Raw genomic sequence first — 19,811 nt, forward strand, 5'->3', positions numbered from 1 at the left:
CTCTTTATCGCACCGGCGAACCAGCCTGGCGACCCACCTGGGGCAGAAGGCGACCAAACCCAAAGGCCAGCGCGGCTAAAGTCCCCCTCAACGGGTGCCCCTTCCCAGCTGTGATGTCTCTCCTGGCGGCCGCTGCTTCCGCCACCGACCCCGCTAGCCCCCTGGGCCCCATTACCTCTCTGCAGCTCAACGCTGGAGCGATCGCCCCTGAGGGTGCGGTGCTCGTGGCAATGGTGGCCTGCCTACTGGTTGATCTGGCCGGCGAAAAAGTGGCCAGCAAGTGGGTTCCGGTGTTGTCGTACCTGGGGCTGGGCACGGCCCTGGTGCTGCTTGCCCTGCAATGGGATGCAGCCCCCCTGATGCCCTCCTTTCTCGGCTCATTCCTGGCGGACAATCTCTCCATTGCCTTCCGGGCCGTGGTGGCGGCGTCCACGCTGCTGTCGCTGCTGATCAGCTGGCGCTACGTGGAGCGGGCCGGGACGCCGGTGGGGGAATACACCGCGATCCTGCTGGCGGCCACCCTCGGCGCCATGCTGCTCTGCGGCTCTACCGACCTGGTGAGCATTTTCGTTTCACTAGAAACTCTCTCGGTGGCCAGCTATCTGCTCTCGGGCTACATGAAGCGGGATGCCCGCAGTTCCGAGGCAGCTCTCAAATATCTCCTGGTGGGTTCTGCCGCAGCGGCGGTGTTCCTCTACGGAGCCTCACTTCTCTATGGGCTCACCGGCGGTGAGACAAGCCTGGAGGCCGTAGGCCTGGCCCTTCAGACCAGCACCACGCCTGTGGCTGCCCTGGCGCTGGTCTTCGTGCTAGCCACGGTGGCCTTCAAGATCGCCGCCGTTCCGTTCCACCAGTGGACCCCAGACGTCTACGAGGGATCCCCCACACCTGTGGTGGCCTTCCTCTCGGTGGGATCCAAGGCGGCGGGTTTCGCCCTGGCCCTGCGCATCCTCGTGGGCTGCTTTGAACCATTTGAAGCCCAGTGGAAACTGCTGTTCACCGTGCTGGCCATCCTGAGCATGGTGCTGGGCAACGTCGTAGCACTGGCCCAGACCTCCATGAAGCGGATGCTGGCCTACAGCTCCATTGGCCAGGCCGGCTTTGTGATGATTGGCCTGGTGTGCGGCACTGAAGACGGCTATTCCGCGATGGTGCTCTACATGGCGGCCTACCTGTTCATGAACCTGGGGGCCTTCGCCTGCATCATCCTGTTCTCGCTGCGCACCGGCAGCGATCGCATCTCTGACTACGCCGGTCTCTATCAGAAGGATCCACTCATCACCCTGGGGCTCAGCCTCTGCCTTCTCTCCCTCGGCGGCATCCCACCGATGCTGGGCTTCTTCGGCAAGATCTACCTGTTCTTCGCCGGCTGGGCCGATCACCAATACCTGCTCGTTGTAGTGGGCCTGCTCACCTCAGTGATCTCGATTTACTACTACATCTCCGTGATCAAGATGATGGTAGTGAAGGAGCCACAAGAGGCCTCCGATGTTGTGAAGAACTATCCTGCGTTGACTTGGAACATTGCTGGCTTGCAACCCCTTCGGGTCGCCCTGATCTCCTGCGTGGTGATCACGGCCGTGGGCGGCATCCTCTCCAACCCTCTGTTCAACTGGGCCAGTGGGGCCGTCGCCGGCACCCCCATGCTGCAGAAGGCTCTCGCAGCGGCCGGCAGCCTGCCGGTGGGCTGATGCCCAACCAGGCATCTGACGGAACCGTCGGCCCCGTGGTTGCGGAACTCCAGCACGTGCGCAAGGTCTATGGCCAGGGAGACACGGCCGTGGCCGCCCTGGACGATCTCTGCATGACGGTGCAGCGCGGGGAATATCTAGCAGTTATGGGCACTTCTGGCTCCGGCAAGAGCACGGCCATGAACATCCTCGGCTGCCTGGACCGGCCCAGCAGCGGCAGCTACTGGCTGAATGGCACCGCCGTGGAAGGCCTCAGCGACGATGCCCTAGCAGATCTGCGCAACCGCGAACTGGGTTTTGTGTTTCAGCAGTTCCACCTGCTGCAGGAGCTCACGGCCCTGGAGAACGTGATGCTGCCAATGGTCTACGCCGGCGTGCCGGCAGAGGAACGGCGCAGGCGGGGTGTTGCCGCCCTGGAACGGGTGGGGCTGGGGGAGCGACTGCACAACAAGCCGAACCAGCTCTCCGGCGGCCAGCAGCAACGGGTAGCCGTGGCCCGGGCCATCATCAACCAGCCCAATCTGTTGCTTGCCGATGAACCCACCGGCGCCCTGGATTCCCGCACCACCAAAGAAGTACTGGATCTGTTCGATGAGCTGCACCAGGCCGGTATGACCGTGTTGCTAGTGACCCACGAGCACGACGTGGCTGCCAGAGCCCAGCGGGTGGTGCACTTCCATGACGGCCGGCTGGTGGACAGCGGCGCCGGATCGCAGGCCTAGCCGGCAGAGGGCTTGGGCCGCTCCAGGCTCTGCAGCAATTGCCCCATCAGCAGGGCGATGGCATCGCTGCCCTTGATGCCACCGCCGGGGTCGAGTTCGCCGGGGTCCATGGCAACCCAGCCTCCTTGGGCAGGCTGGCGCAACTCAAAATGAAGATGTGGGCCCGTGCTCAGGCCCGTGCTGCCGACACGGCCCACCACTTCGCCCTGGCGCACGATTTCGCCGGTTTTCACATAGAGCTCCGAGAGGTGCCCATAAAGGGTGCGGCGCAGGGGGCGCTGGTGCTCGATCTCCACAGCCAGGCCATAGCCACCGGCCAGGCCGCTGCTCACCACCCGCCCAGATAACGCCGCAACCACAGGCGTGCCTTCAGGGGCCCCGAAATCCTGGCCGGCGTGCATGCGTAGATAGCCCAGCACCGGGTGCAGGCGCCATCCGAAGGTGCTGGTGAGGGGGGCATCGCCGATCAGGGGGAACAGCAGCCGGCGATTGCCGTTACCGAGCAGGGGCGAGGGCCGCGGACTCACGCGGAACACACTGGCCAGATTGAAACTTCCGCCTTCACCAGCCAGCAACGCGGACACCGGCACCGTGAGGGGCGGCAGCGGCAGGCCGTCAGCACCGATGCGACCATAGCCAGCAACACCCACCAGGGGATCCCCCGTCGTTGTGCCGCGCCGTCCCCAGCGGATGGCCACGCCACTGCGGCACTCCTGGCTGGAGAGGGCTCCGGTGCGGCAAGCCCGCTGGTGGGCGCCGACATCCAGGGGCTGCATCGCGCCGCCCTCACCCTGGATACGGGCCCGCTCCATCGGACTCACCACCCCCTCGCGCACCAGCTCATCGAGGGATTGATCAAAGCGGCGCGGGGCCACACCGCCCAGCTGGTCCAGGTTGGGCCGCAGCGGCGCCTGGGGCGAAGCCGCTGGAAGCACCGGTGCGACAGGAGCTGTGGAGCCACTGGGCAGGCTTCGCTCCGGCGAGGCTGGCGACGGCGTTGCGGCCTCGAGCTGCGCCCAGGCCAAGCCACCCCCCAAGAGCGCCGGCAGAGCGGCCAAGAGACTCAGGGGTTGGAGGCGAGGCAAAGCAGCCATAAACAAATCGCCTGCCACTTTAGAAACGCCGTTGCAGCAAAGCCACGGCAGTGCCGCGGCGGAGGCGCAGGCTGCCATCGGCCGCCAGGCCCGCCACACTCCAGCGCTGCCCCTCGTGCTCCAGCCACTCCGGGCGCCAGAGGCGCTGCTCCGCCTGGCGCCGCACCAGCTCGGGCTGGCCGGCGGCAGCGGCGGCCCACTCAAGCCCCCGCAGCAGCCGCGCCGCTAACCGCGCCGGCTGGGCCTGCGGATGCCGGCGATGCCCAAGCGCCTCCGCCAGGGGGATGCCACCGGCTGGCACCCGGTTCACCCCATTGAGACCCACCCCCAGCTGGGCATAGAGCACCCGGCCGCCGCGCCAGCGCAGCCGCGGCAGGCTGCCCGCCAGCTTGCGGCCATTGAGCAGCAGATCGTTGGGCCACTTGATCTGCGGCCGCAGGCCCAGGGCCTCCAGCTGCAACGCGATCCCCACCGCCGCCGCTAGGGCCAGCGCGGCGCTGCCGGCGGGCTCCGCCGGCCAGGGCAGCGCCGCGCTCAGCCACACCCCACCGGGGGGCGCGTGCCACACCCGCCCCCGCTGGCCATGGCCATGGCGCTGCTGCCGGGCAAGCAGCGCCAGCGGCGGCGGCGTGCCTGCAACGACCCAACGCTCCAGCTCCAGCTCGGTACTGGCGCACACCGGCAGCACCCGCAGCCGCCAGGGCAAGGGGTGATCCCCCGGCAGCTGCCGCAGCGCGGCCGCAAGTCCAGCGGCCCTCAGAGCTGGGCCAGCCACTGGGCCATCCGCTGCGCACCGGCCTCCAGTTGCTCAGCCGGATGCACCAGGGCCAGGCGGGCGTAGCCCTCACCACCGGCCCCGAAGCCAGGGCCCGGCGTGAGGCACACCCCGGTGTGCTCCAGGAGCTGGGCGCAGGCCGCTTCCGCATCCAGCCCCCGGGCCCTTGCGGCCGGGGGCAGCTGGAGCCACAGATAGAGGGCCATGGAGGGCATCCGCACAGGCCAGCCCACCGCCTCCAGGGCGGCAGCCATACGATCGCGCCGCTGGCGGTACACCGCCTTGATCCGCTCCGGCCAGTCGGGCACCTGCTCCAACGCCGCGATGGCACCGGCCTGCAACGCCAGGGACTGGTTGAAATCCACCACCCCCTTGAGCTGGCGCAGGGCCGTGATCAGGTGACCGGCGCCAATGGCAAAGGCCAGGCGATAGCCCCCGAGGCACCAGCTCTTCGAGAAGGAAAAGAACTCGATGCCGCAGGAGCGCCAGTGCTCACTGCGCAGGAGGGCTGGGGCCTCACCATCGAGGGCCAGATCCACATAGGGATTGTCGTGGGCGAACACCAGGCCGTGGCGTACGGCCCGGGCAGCGGCCTCATCCACCCAGGCCTGCTGCCCGGTGGTGGCCGTGGGGTTATGGGGGAAACCCAGCACCATCAGCTTGAGGGCCTGCCACTGGCTGGAGCTGAGCTGATCAAAATCGGGCGCAAAGCCTTGCTCAGCGCGCAAGCGAAGGAACTGTGGCTTGGCTGAGGCCAGGTGCAATCCTCCCAGGTGGGAGGGGTAGTAGGGGTCGCAGAGCAGGGCTGCATCGCCGGGGTTGAGCACCGCCAGGGGCAGGTGGGCCGTGCCCTCCTGGGAGCCCACCAGCAGAAGCACCTCGGCATCGGGATCCACAGCAACCCCGAACCGGCGCTGGGCCCAGCCGGCTACGGCCTCGCGAAAGGGGCGGGTCGCACTGTGGAGGCAGTAGGCCGCGCTGGAGGGCTCCCCCAGCTGGGCGCGGATCGCGGCAATGGCCGCTTCCGGCGGCTGGAGGTCCGTGGACCCCAGGGAAAGGTCGAGCAGGCGGGGGAGCCCCTGGGCGGCAGCCCTCGCGACGTAGTGCTGCTTGCGCTGATCGTTACGAGCGAAGACGCCGCTGCCCAGCCTGCCAACCCGCTCGGAAACAACGAAGGGTCTGTGCTCAGAGATGGGCATCCAAGAAGGCCTGCAGCTGGGGCTTAGCCATGGCGCCTTCGTGGCGAGCCAGCTCCTGTCCGCCCTTGAACACGATCAAGGTGGGCAGCCCCTGGATCTGCAATTGGTCGCGGCTGGCGGGGTTGGGATCGGCCTCAAGCTTTCCCACAGACAGCCGGCCGGCGTAGGCGCTGGCGGCCCAGTCCATCATCGGCGCCATCAACCGGCAGGGGCCGCACCACTCGGCCCACACATCCACCAGCACAGGGCCCGTGGCATCGAGCACCTCGGCTTGAAAGTTGGCGTCTGTGAGGTGGACGACGGACACGGCAGCAGAAGTCAGTGGGGCGATTGTATGGAGCGCGTTGCGGCGGCCGCTCAGAGCTTGTCGATTGAGCGCTTGAGCTCCTCGAGATCGGCATCCACCTCGGCCACCTTCACGGCTTCCAACTGGGGCATCGGCTGATCGGGTGCCGGCAGGGCCACAGGGGTGGAGCCGCCGGCCAGTTTCCCCTTGAGGGCGGCCAACTCCGCATCCACCTCAGGGGCACCTTCCAGGGAGGCGAACTGGCTCTCCAGATCTGCCCCAGCCAACTCAGCGGCCGCCTGGCTGCGGGCCTCCATGGCCTGCACTTTCTCCTCCATCTGCTCAAACGCCGCCATGGAGGAGTTGGTGCCCAGGCTGCCCACGGCACTTTGAAGCTGCTCCTGGGCCTGGGCTGCCTGGGCCCGGGCCTTGAGCATGTCTTTTTTGGTCTTGGCCTCGGCGATCTTGCTCTCGAGAGACACCAGGCTCTTCTTGAGCTGGTCCACCTGGCCAGCCTGGCTCTGCAGCTGCGTGTTCAGGGCCGTGGCGGTGTCCTGGCAGGTCTTTCGGCGTCCCAGAGCTTCGCGAGCCAGGTCTTCCTCGCCCTTGTTCAGGGCCAGCTCCGCCCGCTCGTACCAGGTTTTGGCCTGGGATTCGGCCTGCTCAGCCTGGTTCTGAATGCGCTTCTGACTGGCGATGGCGGTGGCCACGGCCTGGCGCAGCTTCACCAGGTCGGACTGCATGTCCGCCACGGACTGATCCAGGATCTTGGCGGGGTCCTCCGCCTTGCTCAGCACCGCGTTGGCATTGGCGCGCACCAGGCGACTGAGGCGATCGAAGAAGCCCATGGATCGTGGGAAGGGGCAAGATCCAAGGCTAACCAGGGTTCGCTGCATCCCCACTGCGGGATTGCCGCACCACCGATAGGGTTTTCCCATGGCCATCGCCCCCCGCAACCAAACCCGGCGCCAGGGCGATGTGAACGTGCTGGTGCCAGCGCCACGGCCACCGATCAAAGGGATCACCAGCTGCCTGGAGCAGCTGCAGCAGCACTGGAAAGCCGATGGCAGCCTGGCCGCCCTCTGGAACGCCTGGCCCAAGATCGCCGGCCCCCAGCTGGCCTCCCACTGCCGGCCCCTGCAACTGCGGGGTGGGCGGCTGGTGGTGGGGGCCAGCCATCCGCAGTGGCTACAGGCCCTGCGCTTCAACAAGCATCAACTGCTCGGGGCGCTGCGGGGTGCCGGCTTCTCCGTGAAAGATCTGGTCTTTCAGCACCACCTCTGCCAACCGTTACCAGCGGCAGGTACCGAGCAAGAGGCCCAGGTGTGGGCCCAGCACCCCAGCCGCGTGGACGTGTTCGGCATGGGCAGCTGCCAGGCGTGCGAGCGGCCAGCCCCCAGGGGTGAACTACAGCGCTGGGGGCACTGCAGCTTCTGCCAGCGACTGCTGATGGATGAGGGCATTGCCATGGGAACCGCCAGCGACGCGGGCTAGTAGCGCTCGGGCCTGGGCTGCTGCCAATCGGGCCCCGGCACTCCCGCCTGTTGCAGGGCAAGGGCCTGGCGTGCCAGGGCCGAGTGCTGCACCCGCCAGAGGCGATAGAGCCCCTCACTGGCCAACTCCTGATGGGGCAGGCTCCACCAGTACGGCAGCTGGGCCGTGCGCTGATCGATCACCACCAACAGCGTGGCCTGCGGGTGGGGCGCAGAGGGCGTCCAGCCCTGACGGCGTTCACGGGCCAGGCGATCACTGAGGTTGATCAGCCCAACCGGTGCAATGCCTTCGAAAAGCACCACCTGACGGGTGTAGTAGTGCAAAGAGGGCTTGAGGATGCCCACCATCGCCAGGGGCTCCCTGGGGCGGCGCAAAGCCAGCACATCGGCGGCGATGCGGCGAACCGGCAGCTGGCGCACCCCATCGCCCAGCGCCAGCAGCGGCAGGTGGGCCGTGGGCACATAGAGCAAGAGCGGCAGTTGCAAACCCAACAGCCAGCCACCGCTCCAGCGGGGCCGCATCAGGGCCACCCCCAGCAGCAGGCTGAGGCCAAACCACAGCGCGGCCCGCAGCACGAGGCCACTGGCCAGGAGCTCTGCCGGCAGGGTGGGCAGCTCCGGATCGTTGATCAGCGGGATCCAGCGGGGCGAGACAGCCAGGCCCACCGCCAGCACCGCCACCAGCGCCAGGGTGGCGAGCCGCGCCCAGCGGGGCGGCCGGACCTGGGCCGCGAGGGCCACCAACAGGGCCGCCGCCGGCGTGGCGGGGATCCAATAGCTGGGCAGCTTGGTGGCGGCCAGGGTGAAGAAGCCCAGCACGGCCAGCAGCCAACAGGCTGCAAACAGCTGCAGCGATTGCTCCGGCGGCAGGCTGGCCCGGCGACAGCGCATGCTGGCTAGTAGGCCCTGCAGCAGCAGCGGCGTGAACGGCAGCGAGGCCACCACCAACACGGGCAGGAAAAACCACCAGGGCTGCAGGTGGTTGTTCACCACGCCGGTGAAGCGCTGCAGATTGTGGTAACCGAAGAAGCTGTCCCAGAAGGGTTGACCCTCCACCCACAGCTCAGCGGCGTACCAGGGCACGGCCACCAGGGCCGTGATCAGCAGGCCGGGCCACGGTTTCAGCCGCGCCAGCAAGCGCCGGCCATCAGCCTGTCGCCACGCAAACAGGATGAGGGTGATGGCGCTCAGCACCACGGCCACCGGGCCCTTGGCCAGCACGGCTAGACCCAACACCACCCACGCCAGCCACCAAGGGCAGCGGGCGGGCTCTGCCGTCGCGTAACCACACCAGAACAACAACAGTGTGATGGCGAGGCAAGCACTGAAGAGGGCATCGCTCACGGCGATGCGGCTCCACAGCAACACCAGGGGCGAGAGCCCAAACGCGAGAGCCGCACTGAAGGCGGTGATCGCCACGTGGTGGCGCCCTTGGGGCCAGCGCAGCAGCGTGGCCGCCAGGCTGAGCATCACCGCCACGCTACTCAGTGCCGAGGGCAAGCACGCTGCCCAGGTGCCCAGCGGATTCCAGATCTGCTGGGCAGGAAGCAGGTAGCCCAGCCCCATCAGCCAATACACCAGGGGCGGCTTGTCGTAGCGGGGAAGGCCATTCACCCTGGGGGTGAGCCAATCGCCGGTTTCGGCCATGGCCCGCGCCGAGGCAGCAAAAAGGGGTGGGGTTTCATCCACCAGGCCGGTGCGGCCCAGCTGCCAAACAAACAACACCAGGCCACAGGCCAAGACCCCCAACAGCACCGTCAGCACCTGCCGGCGGGGAGCCTGTTGTGGCGGGTGCTGCTGCTCGGACACCAGGGCCTATGCCACGGCTTGCGACCCTATCGTCCGAGACGGAGGCAACCCACCCTGCAGCCAGGCCTCGAGCCGAGCGGCAAAGGCCTGGCGCGAGGCATGCCGCTCCACCCACTCCCGGCAGCCACGGCGATCCACGGCCACGGCCGCCTGGGCCGCAAGGGTCAAGGCCGCCACGTCGTCAGGCTCCACCAGCAGCCCATTCACCCCAGGCTCCACCAGCTCCCCAGGACCGCCGCGCCGGTAGGCCACCACAGGCACACCGCAGGCCATGGCCTCCACCACCACGTTGCCGTAGGCCTCGTTCCACTTGGGCGTATTGAGCAGGGCCCGGCAGCGGCCCAGCTGGCGCTGGAGCTCCGCCGTGGGCAGGAACCCCCGCCAATCCAGCGTGCCGGCGGGCACCGAGGCCTCCACCGCCGCCGCGTAGGCGGCATCTTCCACCAGCCCCCACACCGCCAGCCGCTCCCCCAGCTGGGCCGCGGCGGCAGCGGCATCCTCCAGCCCCTTTTCCGGGGCAATCCGGCCCACCCAACCCAGCAGTGGTTCGGGCTCTGCGCAGAAGCTGTAGGCCTCCAGATCAAACCCATTACCCACTACCACCGGCCGGCTGGGCAGGCTGAAATCCGCGGCCTGGGCCTGGGTGTGGAAGGCCAGGCGACGCTGATCCCAGGCGGCCACCTCAATGATCACGGCATCCATGGCCCTGGACACCGAGCCCATGCTCACCAGGTGAAAGATCGGCACCGCGACCGAGGGAGTGAGCCAGAAGGGCAGCCAGTCATAGGCCAGGTTCAGCACCGCATCGAACCGGTCGCGAGGGGCCGCCTCCAGGGTCCGCCGCCAGAGGTTGGCCAGCAGTCCGCCGGCGGGCAGGGTCACGGGCGCCTCACGGCCCTGGTGCTGACAGCTGGGCTGCAAGGCACCGGGGCAAGTCCACAAGGCGGCCCCTGCGCAGGCCAGCGACAGCTCCGATCCCTGCGCCGCCAGCACGGTGAGCTCATGCCCCCGCTGGAGCAGGCCCGCCACCAGGCCCGTGAGGGTGAGCTCCACCCCCCCGCCGCGGCCACTGCCCAAAGGGCCCACCGGAGTGCTCACCACCAACAGCTTCATCAGGGCACCTCCCAGAGCTGCTGGCGTCGGTTGATCAGCACCACACTCCCGAGCGCCAGCACCGCTCCCAACCATTGCAGGGGCCGCAACTCCTCCCCCAGCAGCACGAGCCCACAGAGCAGGGCAAACATCGGCGTAAGGAACGTGAGCGAGCTGAAGCTGGTGAGGTTTTCCTGGTTGGCAAACCAGAAGAAGAGTCCGTAGGCCAGAGCACTGCCCAGCAGGGCGGCATAGGCCATCAATCCCCATTCAGCCCCACTCCAGGCGGGCCAGAACGCCGGAGCCCCTGGATGGAAGAGCGGCGCCACGGCAGAGGCCGCCAGCAGCGGCAGTCCCCCTAGCACCATGTGCCAACCAGTGACCGCCACCGGATCACTGTGGCGACAGGCATAGCGGCTGAGCACGGTTCCGAAGGCCATGGCCAGGGCTGCACCAAGCATCCACAGCTCGCCGTGGCTCCAGGCCCGCTCCCCGATGGCCTCTGGGCCCATCAGCCACCACTGCTGCAAGAGCGGAAGAGGCAGCCCCAGACACAGGATCCCCGCGAAGCCCAGCAACAGGCCCAGCCAGCCCACGGGGTTGATCGCCTCGCCAAAGAGGCTGCGGGCCAGCAGGGCCACCGCCAGGGGCTGGGAATCAATCAACACCGATCCCAGCCCGGCACCGGTGCCCTCCAGACCCCGAGCCAGCAGCCCCTGAAACGCTGTGGCATCCACCAAGGCAAAGAGCATCAGCCAGAAACGATCCCTGGGGTCCACCCCCAGCGAACGCCGCCACAGCGCCGCCGCCAACAGCAACACGAGCCCTGCTGGCAGCAGCCGCATCCAGGCCAGGGTGAGCGGACCGCTGCCAGCCAGCAGGGGCTTCATCGCCGCCATGGCCGTGCCCCAGAGGGCAAACGGCAACACCATCAGCAGCCAGCGCAGCATCAGCAGCCCAAGCCGCCTACAGGCACCTTTTTAAGATCCATTCACTGCACAATGCATCAATGGCCTGGCCCTGGCGACGCAAGTCCCGCCGCAAACTGGCGCGAATCGCCATCGAGGGGCCCATTGCCGGCCCCACCCGGGAGCGGGTGCTCAAGGCACTGCGGGAGGTGGAGCAGAGGGAATGCCCCGCCCTACTGCTGCGCATCGACAGCCCCGGCGGCACCGTGGGCGATAGCCAGGAGATCCACGCCGCCATCACACGCCTGCGCAGCAAGGGCTGCCGGGTGGTGGCGAGCTTCGGCAACATCTCTGCCTCCGGGGGCGTATATGTGGGCGTGGCAGCCGAGCAGATCGTGGCCAACCCAGGCACGATCACCGGCTCCATCGGCGTGATCCTGCGGGGCAACAACCTCTCGCGGCTGCTCGAGCGAGTGGGGATCAGCTTTGAAACCGTGAAGAGCGGCCTTTACAAGGACATTCTCTCGCCGGATCGCGCCCTCACGGCCGCCGAGCGCGACCTGCTGCAAAGCCTGATCGATTCCAGCTACAGCCAATTTGTGGATGCCGTGGCCGAAGGCCGGGGCCTGAGTCAGGCAGTGGTGAGGAGCTTCGCCGACGGACGTGTGTTCAGCGGTGCCCAAGCCAAGGAGCTGGGCCTCGTGGATGCGCTGGGCGATGAGGACACCGCCCGCCGCCTGGCCGCTCGCCTGGCGGATCTCGACGAGGAGAAGACCCGGCCGATCACCTTCGGCAAACCGCCCAAGCGCTTCGCGGGGCTGATTCCGGGCCGTGCCCTGGTGGGCCGCCTCGGTGCCGCCCTCAGCTTGGAGCTGGCCTGGAGCGGCCAACCCCTGTGGCTCTACCGGCCATGAGCAGCCCCCGCAGCCTGCGCTCGCTCCGGGGTGCCACCACTGCCAGCGCCAACAGCGCCGAGGCCATCGCAGAGGCCGTGGCGGAACTGCTGGATGCCCTGGTGGAGCGCAATGGGCTGGAAGGCAGCCAGGTGCTGTCGATCACCTTCTCGGTGACGACCGATCTGAATGCCTGCTTCCCTGCAGCCATTGCCAGGCGCCGTCCGGGCTGGGATGGCGTAGCCCTACTCGACTGCCAGCAGATGGCCGTGGAGGGCGACCTACCCCGTTGCATTCGCCTGCTGGCCCACGCCTGGGTGCAGGAGCACCAACCAGCTCGCCATGCCTACCTACGCGAGGCCGCAAGACTGCGACCCGACCTGGCTGATCAGAACAGCTGAGTCACATCTGGTCACCACTGCCAGCTGGGCTGCCGCCCACCTGCGGGTCCCCGGGCCTCTGCCCCTGCTGAGAATCCGTTGACGACTTAAGCCCTCCTCCCACTCCCTCCATGTCTTTCCTACGCGCAGCGACAGCTGCCACGGCCATCGGCCTGGCTGGCCTCGCTGCCAGCCTCAGCCCCTTGGCGCCAGTGGCGCCAGCCCGCGCCCAAGGCACCCCTGGCCTGATGGAGTTCCGCTGGGACAGCACCAAGGACTACCGAAAGCTCTATTACTTCATGACCGACACGGCTCGGCTGAAGCGCTCGGAGTACTACCTGCTGCTGAAACCCAAAGACCGCAAAACGGCCATCCTCAAACTCACGGTGGGCATCCCCAAGAGCTTTGACGTGGATATCAATCCCAAATACGTGCAGCTCTGCTACATGAAAGAGGGGGGCATGTTGGCGCGCACCCGCTGCGAAAAGCAGATTCCAGCCGTCGTGGAGGTGTCACAGGACCGGACCGCGATCGAGATCTTCCCGGAAACCCCCGTGCCTGTTGGCAAGACCATCGGCATCTACATGAACATCTTCAACCCCTTCAATGCGGGGATGTATCAGTTCAACGCCCTGGCCCAAGCCCCTGGAGACATCCCCATCTCCGGTTATCTGGGCAGCTGGCTGATCCAGATCGATCCGCCTAACAACTGAGCCCTTGGCGGCCTGGGCCCCACCACCAGCTGATAGGTTGGGCGATCGATGTTGAAGGCGTAGCCGAGCTGGAGCCATGACCAAACGGACCCTCGAAGGAACCAGCCGCAAGCGCAAGCGGGTCTCCGGCTTTCGCGTTCGCATGCGCAGCCACACCGGCCGCCGTGTGATCCGCACCCGCCGTAAGCGCGGGCGCGCTCGTCTCGCCGTCTAAGAGGCGGCTCCCCGCCTACTCCTTCCAGCCAACGTCCCCGTCGCCACCCCGAGCCAACCGTCCATGGTTTTGCCTCGGGAACACAGGCTGCGGGGACGTTTTGTGTTTGATCGGCTCTACCAGAAGGGCCGACGGCTCCACGGCACCTGGATGGTGCTTCGCACCATGGCCGCCGAGCCGGCCCTCCTCAAGCCCGACCCGCGCGACACCACCCCGACGAGCTGCCGCCTTGGTGTGGTGGTGAGTGCCAAGGTGAGCAAAAAATCGGTGCGACGCAACCAGTTGCGGCGACTGTTCCACACCCATCTGGTGGCCGCCACAGCAGCACGGCAGGCCCAGATGGCCAACACCTGGCTGCTGATCTCCCTCAAGCCCGGCAGCGCCGACGCCAGTGATGAGGTTCTGCTGGGAGAATGTTCTGAACTCCTCGAGAAGGCAGGGCTGCGCCCATGACTGCTGCGGCGAATTCAGGACCGGTGGCCCCCGGCGCGAGCATCAATGAGGACGTCTTCTACGAGGGCGGTCCCGCCAAGGGTGATCTGATCACCAACCTGCTGTTTGGCCTCACCCTGATCGGGATTCCCTTCGCCGTGGGGGCGATCGTGCGGGCCCTGTGGCTGCGGTTCACCATCACCAGCCGCCGGGTATCGGTGAGCGGCGGCTGGCTCGGCCGCGACCGCACCCAGGTGGTGTACAAGCAGATTCGTGAGGTGCGCTCTGTGGCCCGCGGCCTGGGCTTCTGGGGCGACATGGTGCTGGTGCTCAACGACGGCATGAAGCTCGAGATGCGCGCGGTGCCCAACTACCGCGAGGCCGAGGCCTACATCCAGGAACGGATGGCGGCCAGCACCGCCACCAAGGCACCCAAGGCCGCCAACAGCGGCTTCGCGGCCTGACACACTGGCCCCCAACACCCACCCCCTCTGACGTAACCACGCCGTGATCGGCTACATCTCCGACAATCTGCTGCTCCCGATCCTCGATTTCTTCTACGGATTGGTGCCGAGCTACGGGCTGGCCATCATTGCCCTCACGGTGGTGATCCGTCTGGCGCTGTTCCCCCTCAGCGCCGGCTCCATCCGCAGTGCCCGCCGCATGCGCATCGCCCAGCCGGTGATGCAAAAACGCCAGGCGGAAATCAAGGCCAAGTACGCCAACAACCCCCAAAAGCAACAGGAGGAGCTGGGCTCCCTCATGAAGGAGTTCGGCAGTCCCCTGTCGGGCTGCCTACCCCTGCTGGTGCAGATGCCGATCCTGTTCGCCCTGTTCGCCACCCTGCGGGGCTCACCGTTCGCCGATGTGCCCTACACCCTCAATCTGAAGGTGCTGCCGGCCGATCAGATCGCCGCGGTGGAGCCGAAGCCCTTCAACAGCCCCAGCCATTCGATCTTTGTCACCGACACCAACCATGTGCCGGTGATCGCCAGCCTGGAGAAGGGCACCAAGCTCGGTGTGGGCGACACCGAAACCGTGAGCCTGCACACCAAGACGGGCGACAGCTTCGCCTCGGTGCTCTCCGGCGTGGAGAACGGCAGCAGCTTCAACCCCACCTGGACCGTCACCAAGGGTGAGGGGCTGGTGAGCGTGGATCAGAACGGCACGATCCACGCCATTGCCCCCGGCGATGCCGTGGTGGAAGCCAAGATCCCCGGCCTGGCGGCCCGCAGTGGCTTCCTGTTCATCAAGGCCCTTGGCCAGGTGGGCTTCTACACCGATGGCGCTCTGAACTGGGACATCGCAATCCTGGTGGCCGCCTTCGGAGCCAGCCTGTTCGTCTCCCAGATCCTCTCGGGCATGGGCATGCCCGCCAACCCGCAGCAGTCCACCGCCAACAAGATCACCCCCGTGATGATCACGGGCATGTTCCTGTTCTTCCCCCTGCCGGCGGGCGTGCTGCTCTACATGGTGGTGGCGAACATCTTCCAGGCCGTGCAGACCTTCCTGCTCACCCGGGAATCCCTGCCCGACAACCTGCAGGCGATCCTCGACCAGCAGATGGCCCAACAGGCGGTGACGGCCACGGCCACCACGGCCGGCAGCGAGCGGCTCCCCTTCGAGCCCAAGAGCAAGAAGTAGGGCCATGGCTGAGTCCCGCCAGGCTGCCGCCCCCAGCGGCGACGACCTACAGCCGATTCCAATCCAGGAGCTCAAGCTCCTGGCCGATGGTCGGCAGTGGCGGCTGGATCAGCACCTGAGCGAGCTTGAGAGCCTCACCCCCGTGCGGGGCGCGGTGAAGGCCCTGCACCGCGGCAACGTGCTGGAGGTGGAAGGCCGGGCCAGCACGATCGTGACCCTCTGCTGCGACCGATGCCTGCAGCACTTCAACCACCCCCTCAGCTTTGACACCAAGGAGCTTCTCTGGCTCGGCGAGGAGGCCCGTGAGGCTGGCATCAGCGAAGACGCCGTGCTGGAAGCCGGTAGCACTGTTCTCGATCTCGATGCCGATGCGCTCACGGAGAGCCTCGACCCACGGGGGGACTTCGATGCTGCCCACTGGGCCTTCGAGCAGCTGAGCTTGCAACTGCCCCTGGTGAACCGCTGCGGCCGTGGCTGCCCCGGTCCCAACCTGCAGGGCAGCGGCAGCGGCGACATGATCGATCCCCGCTGGGCCGCCCTCAAGGGGCTCAACCAGCGCTAGAACCCACGCCGCGCGATCCCGCCCCATGAGCCAGGCCTGGGCCGACCACCTTGATCTGCTGATCCGCGCCCGTACCCCCATCCTCTGGATCCGCAGCCAGGAGGAGGAACGGATCGCAGCGCTGGTGACCGCTGCGGCCAGGCGCCTCGGCAACCGGGCCATGGCCCGGTGGGATTTCATCTCGGGCCTCAGGGGGTTCCCCAGTCACGACGGAGAGGCGGCGCGCAATCCCCTGGCCGCCCTCGACAGCCTGGCCACCCTCGCCCAGGGGCAGGCGGCGATCCTGGTGCTGCACGACTTTCACCGCTACACCGACGACAGCAGCATCTGCCGCAAGCTGCGCAACCTCAGCACCTCCCTGCAACAACAGCCCCACACGGTGGTGATCACCGCCGCCGAATGGCAGGTGCCGCGGGAGCTGGAGGAATGCATCACCCTGCTGGATCTGCCCCTGCCCCAGCAGGATGAGATCCGGGGGCTCCTGCAGAGCATTGGTGAGGCCACAGGCCAAGGCCTGGATCCCGAGGTGCTGGAGCAACTCACCCACAGCTGCAGCGGCCTGAGCGAGCAACGCATCCGCCAGGTGGCGGCCCGAGGCCTCGCCCGGCGGGGCCAGCTGGGGGCCAGCGATCTCGAGGAGGTGCTGGAGGAGAAGCGCCAGGCCATCGCCCGTAGCGAGCTGCTGGAGTACTGCCCCAGCGAGGCCACCCCTGCCGATATCGGTGGCCTCGATGCCCTCAAGCGCTGGCTAGAGCAGCGGCATCTGGCCTTCAGCGATGAAGCCCGCCGCTACGGCCTGCCGCTGCCCCGGGGGGTGCTGCTGGTGGGCCCCCAGGGCACAGGAAAATCGCTCACCGCCAAGGCCGTGGCCCACAGCTGGAGCATGCCATTGCTGCGCCTGGATGTGGGCCGCCTGTTCGCCGGGCTGGTGGGAGCCTCCGAGGCCCGCACCCGCGACATGATTCAACGGGCCGAGGCCATGGCCCCCTGCGTGCTGTGGATCGACGAGATCGACAAGGGATTCGGGGCGGCCGCGGGCGATGGCCGCAGCGATGGCGGCACCAGCCAGCGGGTGCTGGCCAGCCTGCTCACCTGGATGGCGGAAAAAAGCAGCGCCGTGTTTGTGGTGGCCACGGCGAACGGGGTGGAGAAACTCCCACCGGAGCTGCTGCGTAAGGGCCGCTTCGACGAGATTTTCCTACTGGATCTGCCAGATGCCAACGAGCGGCGGGCCATCCTCGACCTGCAGCTGCGGCGGCGCCGACCGGCCCATGGCCTGCCCCTCGAGGTAGTGGTGGACCGCACGGCTGGGTTTTCAGGGGCTGAACTGGAACAAGTGGTGATTGAAGCCATGCACCAGGCCTTCGGCGAGCGGCGCGAGTTTGGTGAAGCGGATCTGATCGGTGCCGCCGCCCAGCTGGTGCCCCTCTCCCGCACCGCCCGCGAACAGCTGGAGGCCCTGCAGCAGTGGGCCAGCAGCGGCCGGGCCCGCCCCGCCTCCAGCCATTGCGCCAGGTAACGAAGGCCAACTCCAGGTAACGAAGCCGCTAAGAGCGATTGGGGGAACAGCAATCCGCCCCCATGCTGCAGCGCAAGTCGCCCTGCGCCCCGTGGAAAGCCGCCCCGCCATCACCACCCAATTGGCCGTGGCCTGCCTTGGCGCCGGCGTGATCACCACCTTCGCGGTGGCCCAAGGGCAAAACCCCTTCACGGCGCTGGGCATCACCCTGTTCTCAGCCGTGGCCGCCGTGGCCCTGGGCCAGGTGATCTGAGGCATCAGGCTGGACGCAGCGATCCCGCAATCGGTTGACCCAGCTGCGCAACCAGATGCTCGCCTTGGCGGGCAAGACCTACTTCAACTACGGCGGCCAGGGCCCGCTGCCTGAGCCATCACTCGCGGCAATCACCGCAAGCTGGCGCACGATTCAGGAGCTGGGGCCCTTCACGAGCGACGTGTGGCCCTACATCGAGCGCACCACGGCCACGTTGCGCCAGCACCTCGCCCACTGGTTCGGGGTAGGCGCCCACCGCGTGGCCTTCACCGAAAACGTCACCAGCGGCTGTGTGCTGCCGCTGTGGGGCCTTCCCTGGCGAAGCGGCGATGAACTGCTGCTCAGCGACTGCGAACACCCCGGCGTGGTGGCGGCCTGCCGGGAGCTGGCCCGGCGCGAGGGGCTCACCATGGCCGTGCTGCCGGTACAGGATCTGCGCGGGGCAACAGCCGCCACCGATGCCGCCGTGCTGGAACGGCTGGAGCAGGCCCTTACGCCCCGCACTCGGCTTCTGGTGCTCTCGCACCTGCTGTGGAATACCGGCCAGGTGATGCCGATCGCGGCGACCGCCGAACGGCTCCGCCAGCACGGGAACAAACCCTGGCTGCTGGTGGACGGGGCCCAGAGCCTGGGCAGCCTGCCACTGGGAGAAACGGGAGCCGCGAATGCCGCTGCGACAGCCGATATCTACGCCTGCACAGGACACAAATGGTGCTGCGGCCCGGAGGGCCTTGGGGCCGTGGCCCTCTCGGAGCGGCTGCTGAGCGAAAGCCAGCCCACCCTGATCGGCTGGCGCAGCCTCAGCCACGAAGGGAGTGCCAGCAGTGGCTTCCATGCCGATGCCCGGCGCTTTGAGGTAGCCACCTCGTGCATCCCGCTGATGGCCGGCCTCACCCAGTCGCTGCTGCTGTTGGAAGCCGAGGGCAGGGCCGGTGAGCGCCTGGCTGGCATTCAGGCCAGCAGCCGACTCCTGTGGGAAGGACTGCAGGCCATCCCTGGGCTTGCCACCCTGCTGGAGGTGCCGCCCCCAGCTGGCCTGGTGAGCTTCACCGCCGAGGGCAGCCCGGAAGCCCTGGTGCAGGCCCTGGGGCAGCGGGGGATCTGGCTGCGCACCCTGGATGATCCCCACTGCCTGCGGGCCTGCACCCACATCACCACCAGCGAGGCCGAGATCGATCAGCTGCTGGAGGCCCTGACGGACCTCCGCTGAAGTTCAGGGCTCAGGCCTCGGCCCGCTCCCACAGGTTGCGATACACCCAACCGGCGATCAGGGCCCCAACGATCGGCGCCAGCCAGAACAGCCACAGCTGGGCCACGGCATCGCCGCCCACCCACAGGGCCACGCCAGTGCTGCGGGCCGGGTTCACCGAGGTGTTGGTAACAGGGATGCTGATCATGTGGATCAGGGCCAGGGTGAGGCCGATGGCAGCACCGGCGAAGCCCGAGGGAGCCAGCTTGTCGGTAGCGCCGATGATCACCAGCAGGAAGAAGAACGTGAGCACCACTTCCACAATCAGGGCCGCCCAGAAGCCGTAGCCCCCGGGGGAGTGGGCCCCCCAGCCGTTGGTAGCCAGGGGGTTGCTGCCGCTCATCACCGCCGTGAAGGCCGGACCGCCAGCAACCACCAGCTTGATGAAGCCACCGGCGAGCACGCCGCCGATCACCTGGGCCACGATGTAGGGCAGCAGGTCGGCGCTCTTGATGCGGCCACTGGCCCAGAGGCCGAAGCTCACAGCGGGATTGAGGTGGCAGCCGGAGATGTGGCCGATGGCATAGGCCATGGTCACCACGGTGAGACCGAAGGCCAGCGACACCCCGAGGAAGCCGAGGCCGAAGGGATTACCAGGTGCAATATCCGAGCCGGTGAGATAGGGGAAGTTGGCGGCGATGGCAGCGCTACCGCAACCACCCAACACCAGCCAGAACGTGCCGAAAAGCTCCGCCAGGAACTTCTTCGATATGGGAACACTCTGCGCCATGAGCACACATACAGGCGCACGCAAACTAGGGAATCTCTGGACAAACGGGTCTTGATCCGTTCGCGGGACGCAGCAACTCTGCTTTCACCGTGATTTTTCTGTGCGGGCTCCTTCTGGTAGACGTTGTCCCCATGCTCAGCGACCTTGGGCTGG

23 protein-coding genes are annotated in these 19,811 nt (G+C 67.4%); 14 read left to right on the plus strand and 9 right to left on the minus strand.

Annotated elements, in window-relative coordinates; all coding sequences use genetic code 11:
* Positions 1-113: 113 nt before the first annotated feature.
* The gene (locus KBZ14_RS13075) at positions 114-1,691 is read left to right on the plus strand and encodes an NAD(P)H-quinone oxidoreductase subunit N (protein ID WP_255118779.1); all 1,578 of its coding nucleotides are present in this window, start codon (positions 114-116) and stop codon (positions 1,689-1,691) included.
* Entirely contained in the window at positions 1,691-2,413 is a 723-nt protein-coding gene (locus tag KBZ14_RS13080) for an ABC transporter ATP-binding protein (protein WP_255118780.1), read from the plus strand. The genes KBZ14_RS13075 and KBZ14_RS13080 overlap by 1 nt, the downstream gene beginning before the upstream one ends.
* Here KBZ14_RS13080 and KBZ14_RS13085 read toward each other — a convergent pair.
* From KBZ14_RS13085 to KBZ14_RS13105, 5 genes are read right to left on the minus strand one after another with little or no spacing between them, the layout of a single operon-like run.
* Positions 2,410-3,507: a M23 family metallopeptidase gene (locus tag KBZ14_RS13085; RefSeq protein WP_255118781.1), complete on the minus strand. Its 1,098-nt coding sequence runs from the start codon at positions 3,505-3,507 to the stop codon at positions 2,410-2,412. The genes KBZ14_RS13080 and KBZ14_RS13085 overlap by 4 nt on opposite strands.
* A 19-nt stretch (positions 3,508-3,526) precedes the next feature.
* Complete coding sequence (locus KBZ14_RS13090) at positions 3,527-4,282, minus strand: biotin--[acetyl-CoA-carboxylase] ligase (RefSeq protein WP_255118782.1); 756 nt, start codon at positions 4,280-4,282, stop codon at positions 3,527-3,529.
* On the minus strand, positions 4,264-5,481 hold the full coding sequence (locus tag KBZ14_RS13095) for an aminotransferase class I/II-fold pyridoxal phosphate-dependent enzyme (RefSeq protein ID WP_255118783.1): 1,218 nt from the start codon (positions 5,479-5,481) through the stop codon (positions 4,264-4,266). Before KBZ14_RS13095 ends, KBZ14_RS13090 begins: the two co-directional genes overlap by 19 nt.
* The gene (gene trxA / locus KBZ14_RS13100; protein ID WP_255118784.1) at positions 5,468-5,788 is read right to left on the minus strand and encodes a thioredoxin; all 321 of its coding nucleotides are present in this window, start codon (positions 5,786-5,788) and stop codon (positions 5,468-5,470) included. Before trxA ends, KBZ14_RS13095 begins: the two co-directional genes overlap by 14 nt.
* Positions 5,789-5,838: 50 nt before the next feature.
* Entirely contained in the window at positions 5,839-6,615 is a 777-nt protein-coding gene (locus KBZ14_RS13105; RefSeq protein ID WP_255118785.1) for a PspA/IM30 family protein, read from the minus strand.
* A gap of 88 nt (positions 6,616-6,703) precedes the next feature.
* Between KBZ14_RS13105 and KBZ14_RS13110 the strand changes: the two genes are divergently transcribed.
* A complete protein-coding gene (locus tag KBZ14_RS13110) occupies positions 6,704-7,261 on the plus strand; it encodes a DciA family protein (protein WP_255118786.1) in 558 nt (185 codons plus the stop codon).
* Here the strand turns inward: KBZ14_RS13110 and KBZ14_RS13115 are convergent.
* From KBZ14_RS13115 to KBZ14_RS13125, 3 genes are read right to left on the minus strand one after another with little or no spacing between them, the layout of a single operon-like run.
* On the minus strand, positions 7,258-9,069 hold the full coding sequence (locus KBZ14_RS13115; RefSeq protein WP_255118787.1) for an ArnT family glycosyltransferase: 1,812 nt from the start codon (positions 9,067-9,069) through the stop codon (positions 7,258-7,260). The genes KBZ14_RS13110 and KBZ14_RS13115 overlap by 4 nt on opposite strands.
* Before the next feature lie 6 nt (positions 9,070-9,075).
* Positions 9,076-10,182, minus strand: a complete 1,107-nt coding sequence (locus KBZ14_RS13120; RefSeq protein ID WP_255118788.1) for a glycosyltransferase — start codon at positions 10,180-10,182, stop codon at positions 9,076-9,078.
* Positions 10,182-11,111 carry a DMT family transporter gene (locus KBZ14_RS13125; RefSeq protein ID WP_255118789.1) on the minus strand — a complete coding sequence of 310 codons (930 nt, stop codon included), beginning with the start codon at positions 11,109-11,111 and terminating at the stop codon, positions 10,182-10,184. Before KBZ14_RS13125 ends, KBZ14_RS13120 begins: the two co-directional genes overlap by 1 nt.
* A 59-nt stretch (positions 11,112-11,170) precedes the next feature.
* On the opposite strand from KBZ14_RS13125, the gene sppA reads away from it, so the two are divergent.
* From sppA to KBZ14_RS13180, 11 genes are all read left to right on the plus strand, one after another.
* Positions 11,171-11,983 (plus strand): signal peptide peptidase SppA, encoded by an 813-nt coding sequence (gene sppA / locus KBZ14_RS13130; RefSeq protein WP_255118790.1) that lies wholly within the window; start codon positions 11,171-11,173, stop codon positions 11,981-11,983.
* Complete coding sequence (aroH, locus tag KBZ14_RS13135; protein WP_255118791.1) at positions 11,980-12,363, plus strand: chorismate mutase; 384 nt, start codon at positions 11,980-11,982, stop codon at positions 12,361-12,363. Before sppA ends, aroH begins: the two co-directional genes overlap by 4 nt.
* 110 nt (positions 12,364-12,473) lie before the next feature.
* Complete coding sequence (locus KBZ14_RS13140) at positions 12,474-13,055, plus strand: DUF2808 domain-containing protein (RefSeq protein ID WP_255118792.1); 582 nt, start codon at positions 12,474-12,476, stop codon at positions 13,053-13,055.
* 76 nt (positions 13,056-13,131) lie between these two features.
* On the plus strand, positions 13,132-13,269 hold the full coding sequence (gene rpmH, locus KBZ14_RS13145; RefSeq protein WP_094588186.1) for a 50S ribosomal protein L34: 138 nt from the start codon (positions 13,132-13,134) through the stop codon (positions 13,267-13,269).
* Between the two features lie 63 nt (positions 13,270-13,332).
* The gene (gene rnpA / locus KBZ14_RS13150; RefSeq protein WP_255118793.1) at positions 13,333-13,722 is read left to right on the plus strand and encodes a ribonuclease P protein component; all 390 of its coding nucleotides are present in this window, start codon (positions 13,333-13,335) and stop codon (positions 13,720-13,722) included.
* Positions 13,719-14,165 carry a PH domain-containing protein gene (locus tag KBZ14_RS13155; protein WP_255118794.1) on the plus strand — a complete coding sequence of 149 codons (447 nt, stop codon included), beginning with the start codon at positions 13,719-13,721 and terminating at the stop codon, positions 14,163-14,165. Before rnpA ends, KBZ14_RS13155 begins: the two co-directional genes overlap by 4 nt.
* 43 nt (positions 14,166-14,208) lie before the next feature.
* Entirely contained in the window at positions 14,209-15,345 is a 1,137-nt protein-coding gene (yidC, locus tag KBZ14_RS13160; RefSeq protein ID WP_255118795.1) for a membrane protein insertase YidC, read from the plus strand.
* A gap of 4 nt (positions 15,346-15,349) precedes the next feature.
* Complete coding sequence (locus tag KBZ14_RS13165; RefSeq protein WP_255118796.1) at positions 15,350-15,907, plus strand: YceD family protein; 558 nt, start codon at positions 15,350-15,352, stop codon at positions 15,905-15,907.
* A gap of 25 nt (positions 15,908-15,932) precedes the next feature.
* A complete protein-coding gene (locus KBZ14_RS13170; RefSeq protein ID WP_255118797.1) occupies positions 15,933-17,426 on the plus strand; it encodes an AAA family ATPase in 1,494 nt (497 codons plus the stop codon).
* 91 nt (positions 17,427-17,517) lie between these two features.
* The gene (locus KBZ14_RS13175) at positions 17,518-17,679 is read left to right on the plus strand and encodes a hypothetical protein (RefSeq protein ID WP_255118798.1); all 162 of its coding nucleotides are present in this window, start codon (positions 17,518-17,520) and stop codon (positions 17,677-17,679) included.
* A 55-nt stretch (positions 17,680-17,734) separates the two neighbouring features.
* A complete protein-coding gene (locus KBZ14_RS13180) occupies positions 17,735-18,889 on the plus strand; it encodes an aminotransferase class V-fold PLP-dependent enzyme (RefSeq protein WP_255118803.1) in 1,155 nt (384 codons plus the stop codon).
* Positions 18,890-18,899: 10 nt separating this feature from the next.
* Here KBZ14_RS13180 and aqpZ read toward each other — a convergent pair whose 3' ends face one another.
* Positions 18,900-19,658 carry an aquaporin Z gene (gene aqpZ / locus KBZ14_RS13185; RefSeq protein WP_255118799.1) on the minus strand — a complete coding sequence of 253 codons (759 nt, stop codon included), beginning with the start codon at positions 19,656-19,658 and terminating at the stop codon, positions 18,900-18,902.
* Positions 19,659-19,811: the final 153 nt, after the last annotated feature.

This window comes from Synechococcus sp. HJ21-Hayes, assembly GCF_024345835.1.
GTDB lineage: Bacteria > Cyanobacteriota > Cyanobacteriia > PCC-6307 > Cyanobiaceae > Vulcanococcus.

What these genes read in the sequence shown, in the direction of transcription:
- KBZ14_RS13075 (WP_255118779.1), top strand. Translation starts at nt 114, where the DNA reads ATGTCTCTCCTGGCGGCCGCTGCTTCCGCCACCGACCCCGCTAGCCCC.
- KBZ14_RS13080 (WP_255118780.1), top strand. Translation starts at nt 1,691, where the DNA reads ATGCCCAACCAGGCATCTGACGGAACCGTCGGCCCCGTGGTTGCGGAA.
- KBZ14_RS13085 (WP_255118781.1), bottom strand. Translation starts at nt 3,507, where the DNA reads ATGGCTGCTTTGCCTCGCCTCCAACCCCTGAGTCTCTTGGCCGCTCTG.
- KBZ14_RS13095 (WP_255118783.1), bottom strand. Translation starts at nt 5,481, where the DNA reads ATGCCCATCTCTGAGCACAGACCCTTCGTTGTTTCCGAGCGGGTTGGC.
- KBZ14_RS13105 (WP_255118785.1), bottom strand. Translation starts at nt 6,615, where the DNA reads ATGGGCTTCTTCGATCGCCTCAGTCGCCTGGTGCGCGCCAATGCCAAC.
- KBZ14_RS13110 (WP_255118786.1), top strand. Translation starts at nt 6,704, where the DNA reads ATGGCCATCGCCCCCCGCAACCAAACCCGGCGCCAGGGCGATGTGAAC.
- KBZ14_RS13120 (WP_255118788.1), bottom strand. Translation starts at nt 10,182, where the DNA reads ATGAAGCTGTTGGTGGTGAGCACTCCGGTGGGCCCTTTGGGCAGTGGC.
- KBZ14_RS13125 (WP_255118789.1), bottom strand. Translation starts at nt 11,111, where the DNA reads ATGCTGCGCTGGCTGCTGATGGTGTTGCCGTTTGCCCTCTGGGGCACG.
- sppA (WP_255118790.1), top strand. Translation starts at nt 11,171, where the DNA reads ATGGCCTGGCCCTGGCGACGCAAGTCCCGCCGCAAACTGGCGCGAATC.
- aroH (WP_255118791.1), top strand. Translation starts at nt 11,980, where the DNA reads ATGAGCAGCCCCCGCAGCCTGCGCTCGCTCCGGGGTGCCACCACTGCC.
- KBZ14_RS13140 (WP_255118792.1), top strand. Translation starts at nt 12,474, where the DNA reads ATGTCTTTCCTACGCGCAGCGACAGCTGCCACGGCCATCGGCCTGGCT.
- rpmH (WP_094588186.1), top strand. Translation starts at nt 13,132, where the DNA reads ATGACCAAACGGACCCTCGAAGGAACCAGCCGCAAGCGCAAGCGGGTC.
- rnpA (WP_255118793.1), top strand. Translation starts at nt 13,333, where the DNA reads ATGGTTTTGCCTCGGGAACACAGGCTGCGGGGACGTTTTGTGTTTGAT.
- KBZ14_RS13155 (WP_255118794.1), top strand. Translation starts at nt 13,719, where the DNA reads ATGACTGCTGCGGCGAATTCAGGACCGGTGGCCCCCGGCGCGAGCATC.
- KBZ14_RS13165 (WP_255118796.1), top strand. Translation starts at nt 15,350, where the DNA reads ATGGCTGAGTCCCGCCAGGCTGCCGCCCCCAGCGGCGACGACCTACAG.
- KBZ14_RS13170 (WP_255118797.1), top strand. Translation starts at nt 15,933, where the DNA reads ATGAGCCAGGCCTGGGCCGACCACCTTGATCTGCTGATCCGCGCCCGT.
- KBZ14_RS13180 (WP_255118803.1), top strand. Translation starts at nt 17,735, where the DNA reads ATGCTCGCCTTGGCGGGCAAGACCTACTTCAACTACGGCGGCCAGGGC.
- aqpZ (WP_255118799.1), bottom strand. Translation starts at nt 19,658, where the DNA reads ATGGCGCAGAGTGTTCCCATATCGAAGAAGTTCCTGGCGGAGCTTTTC.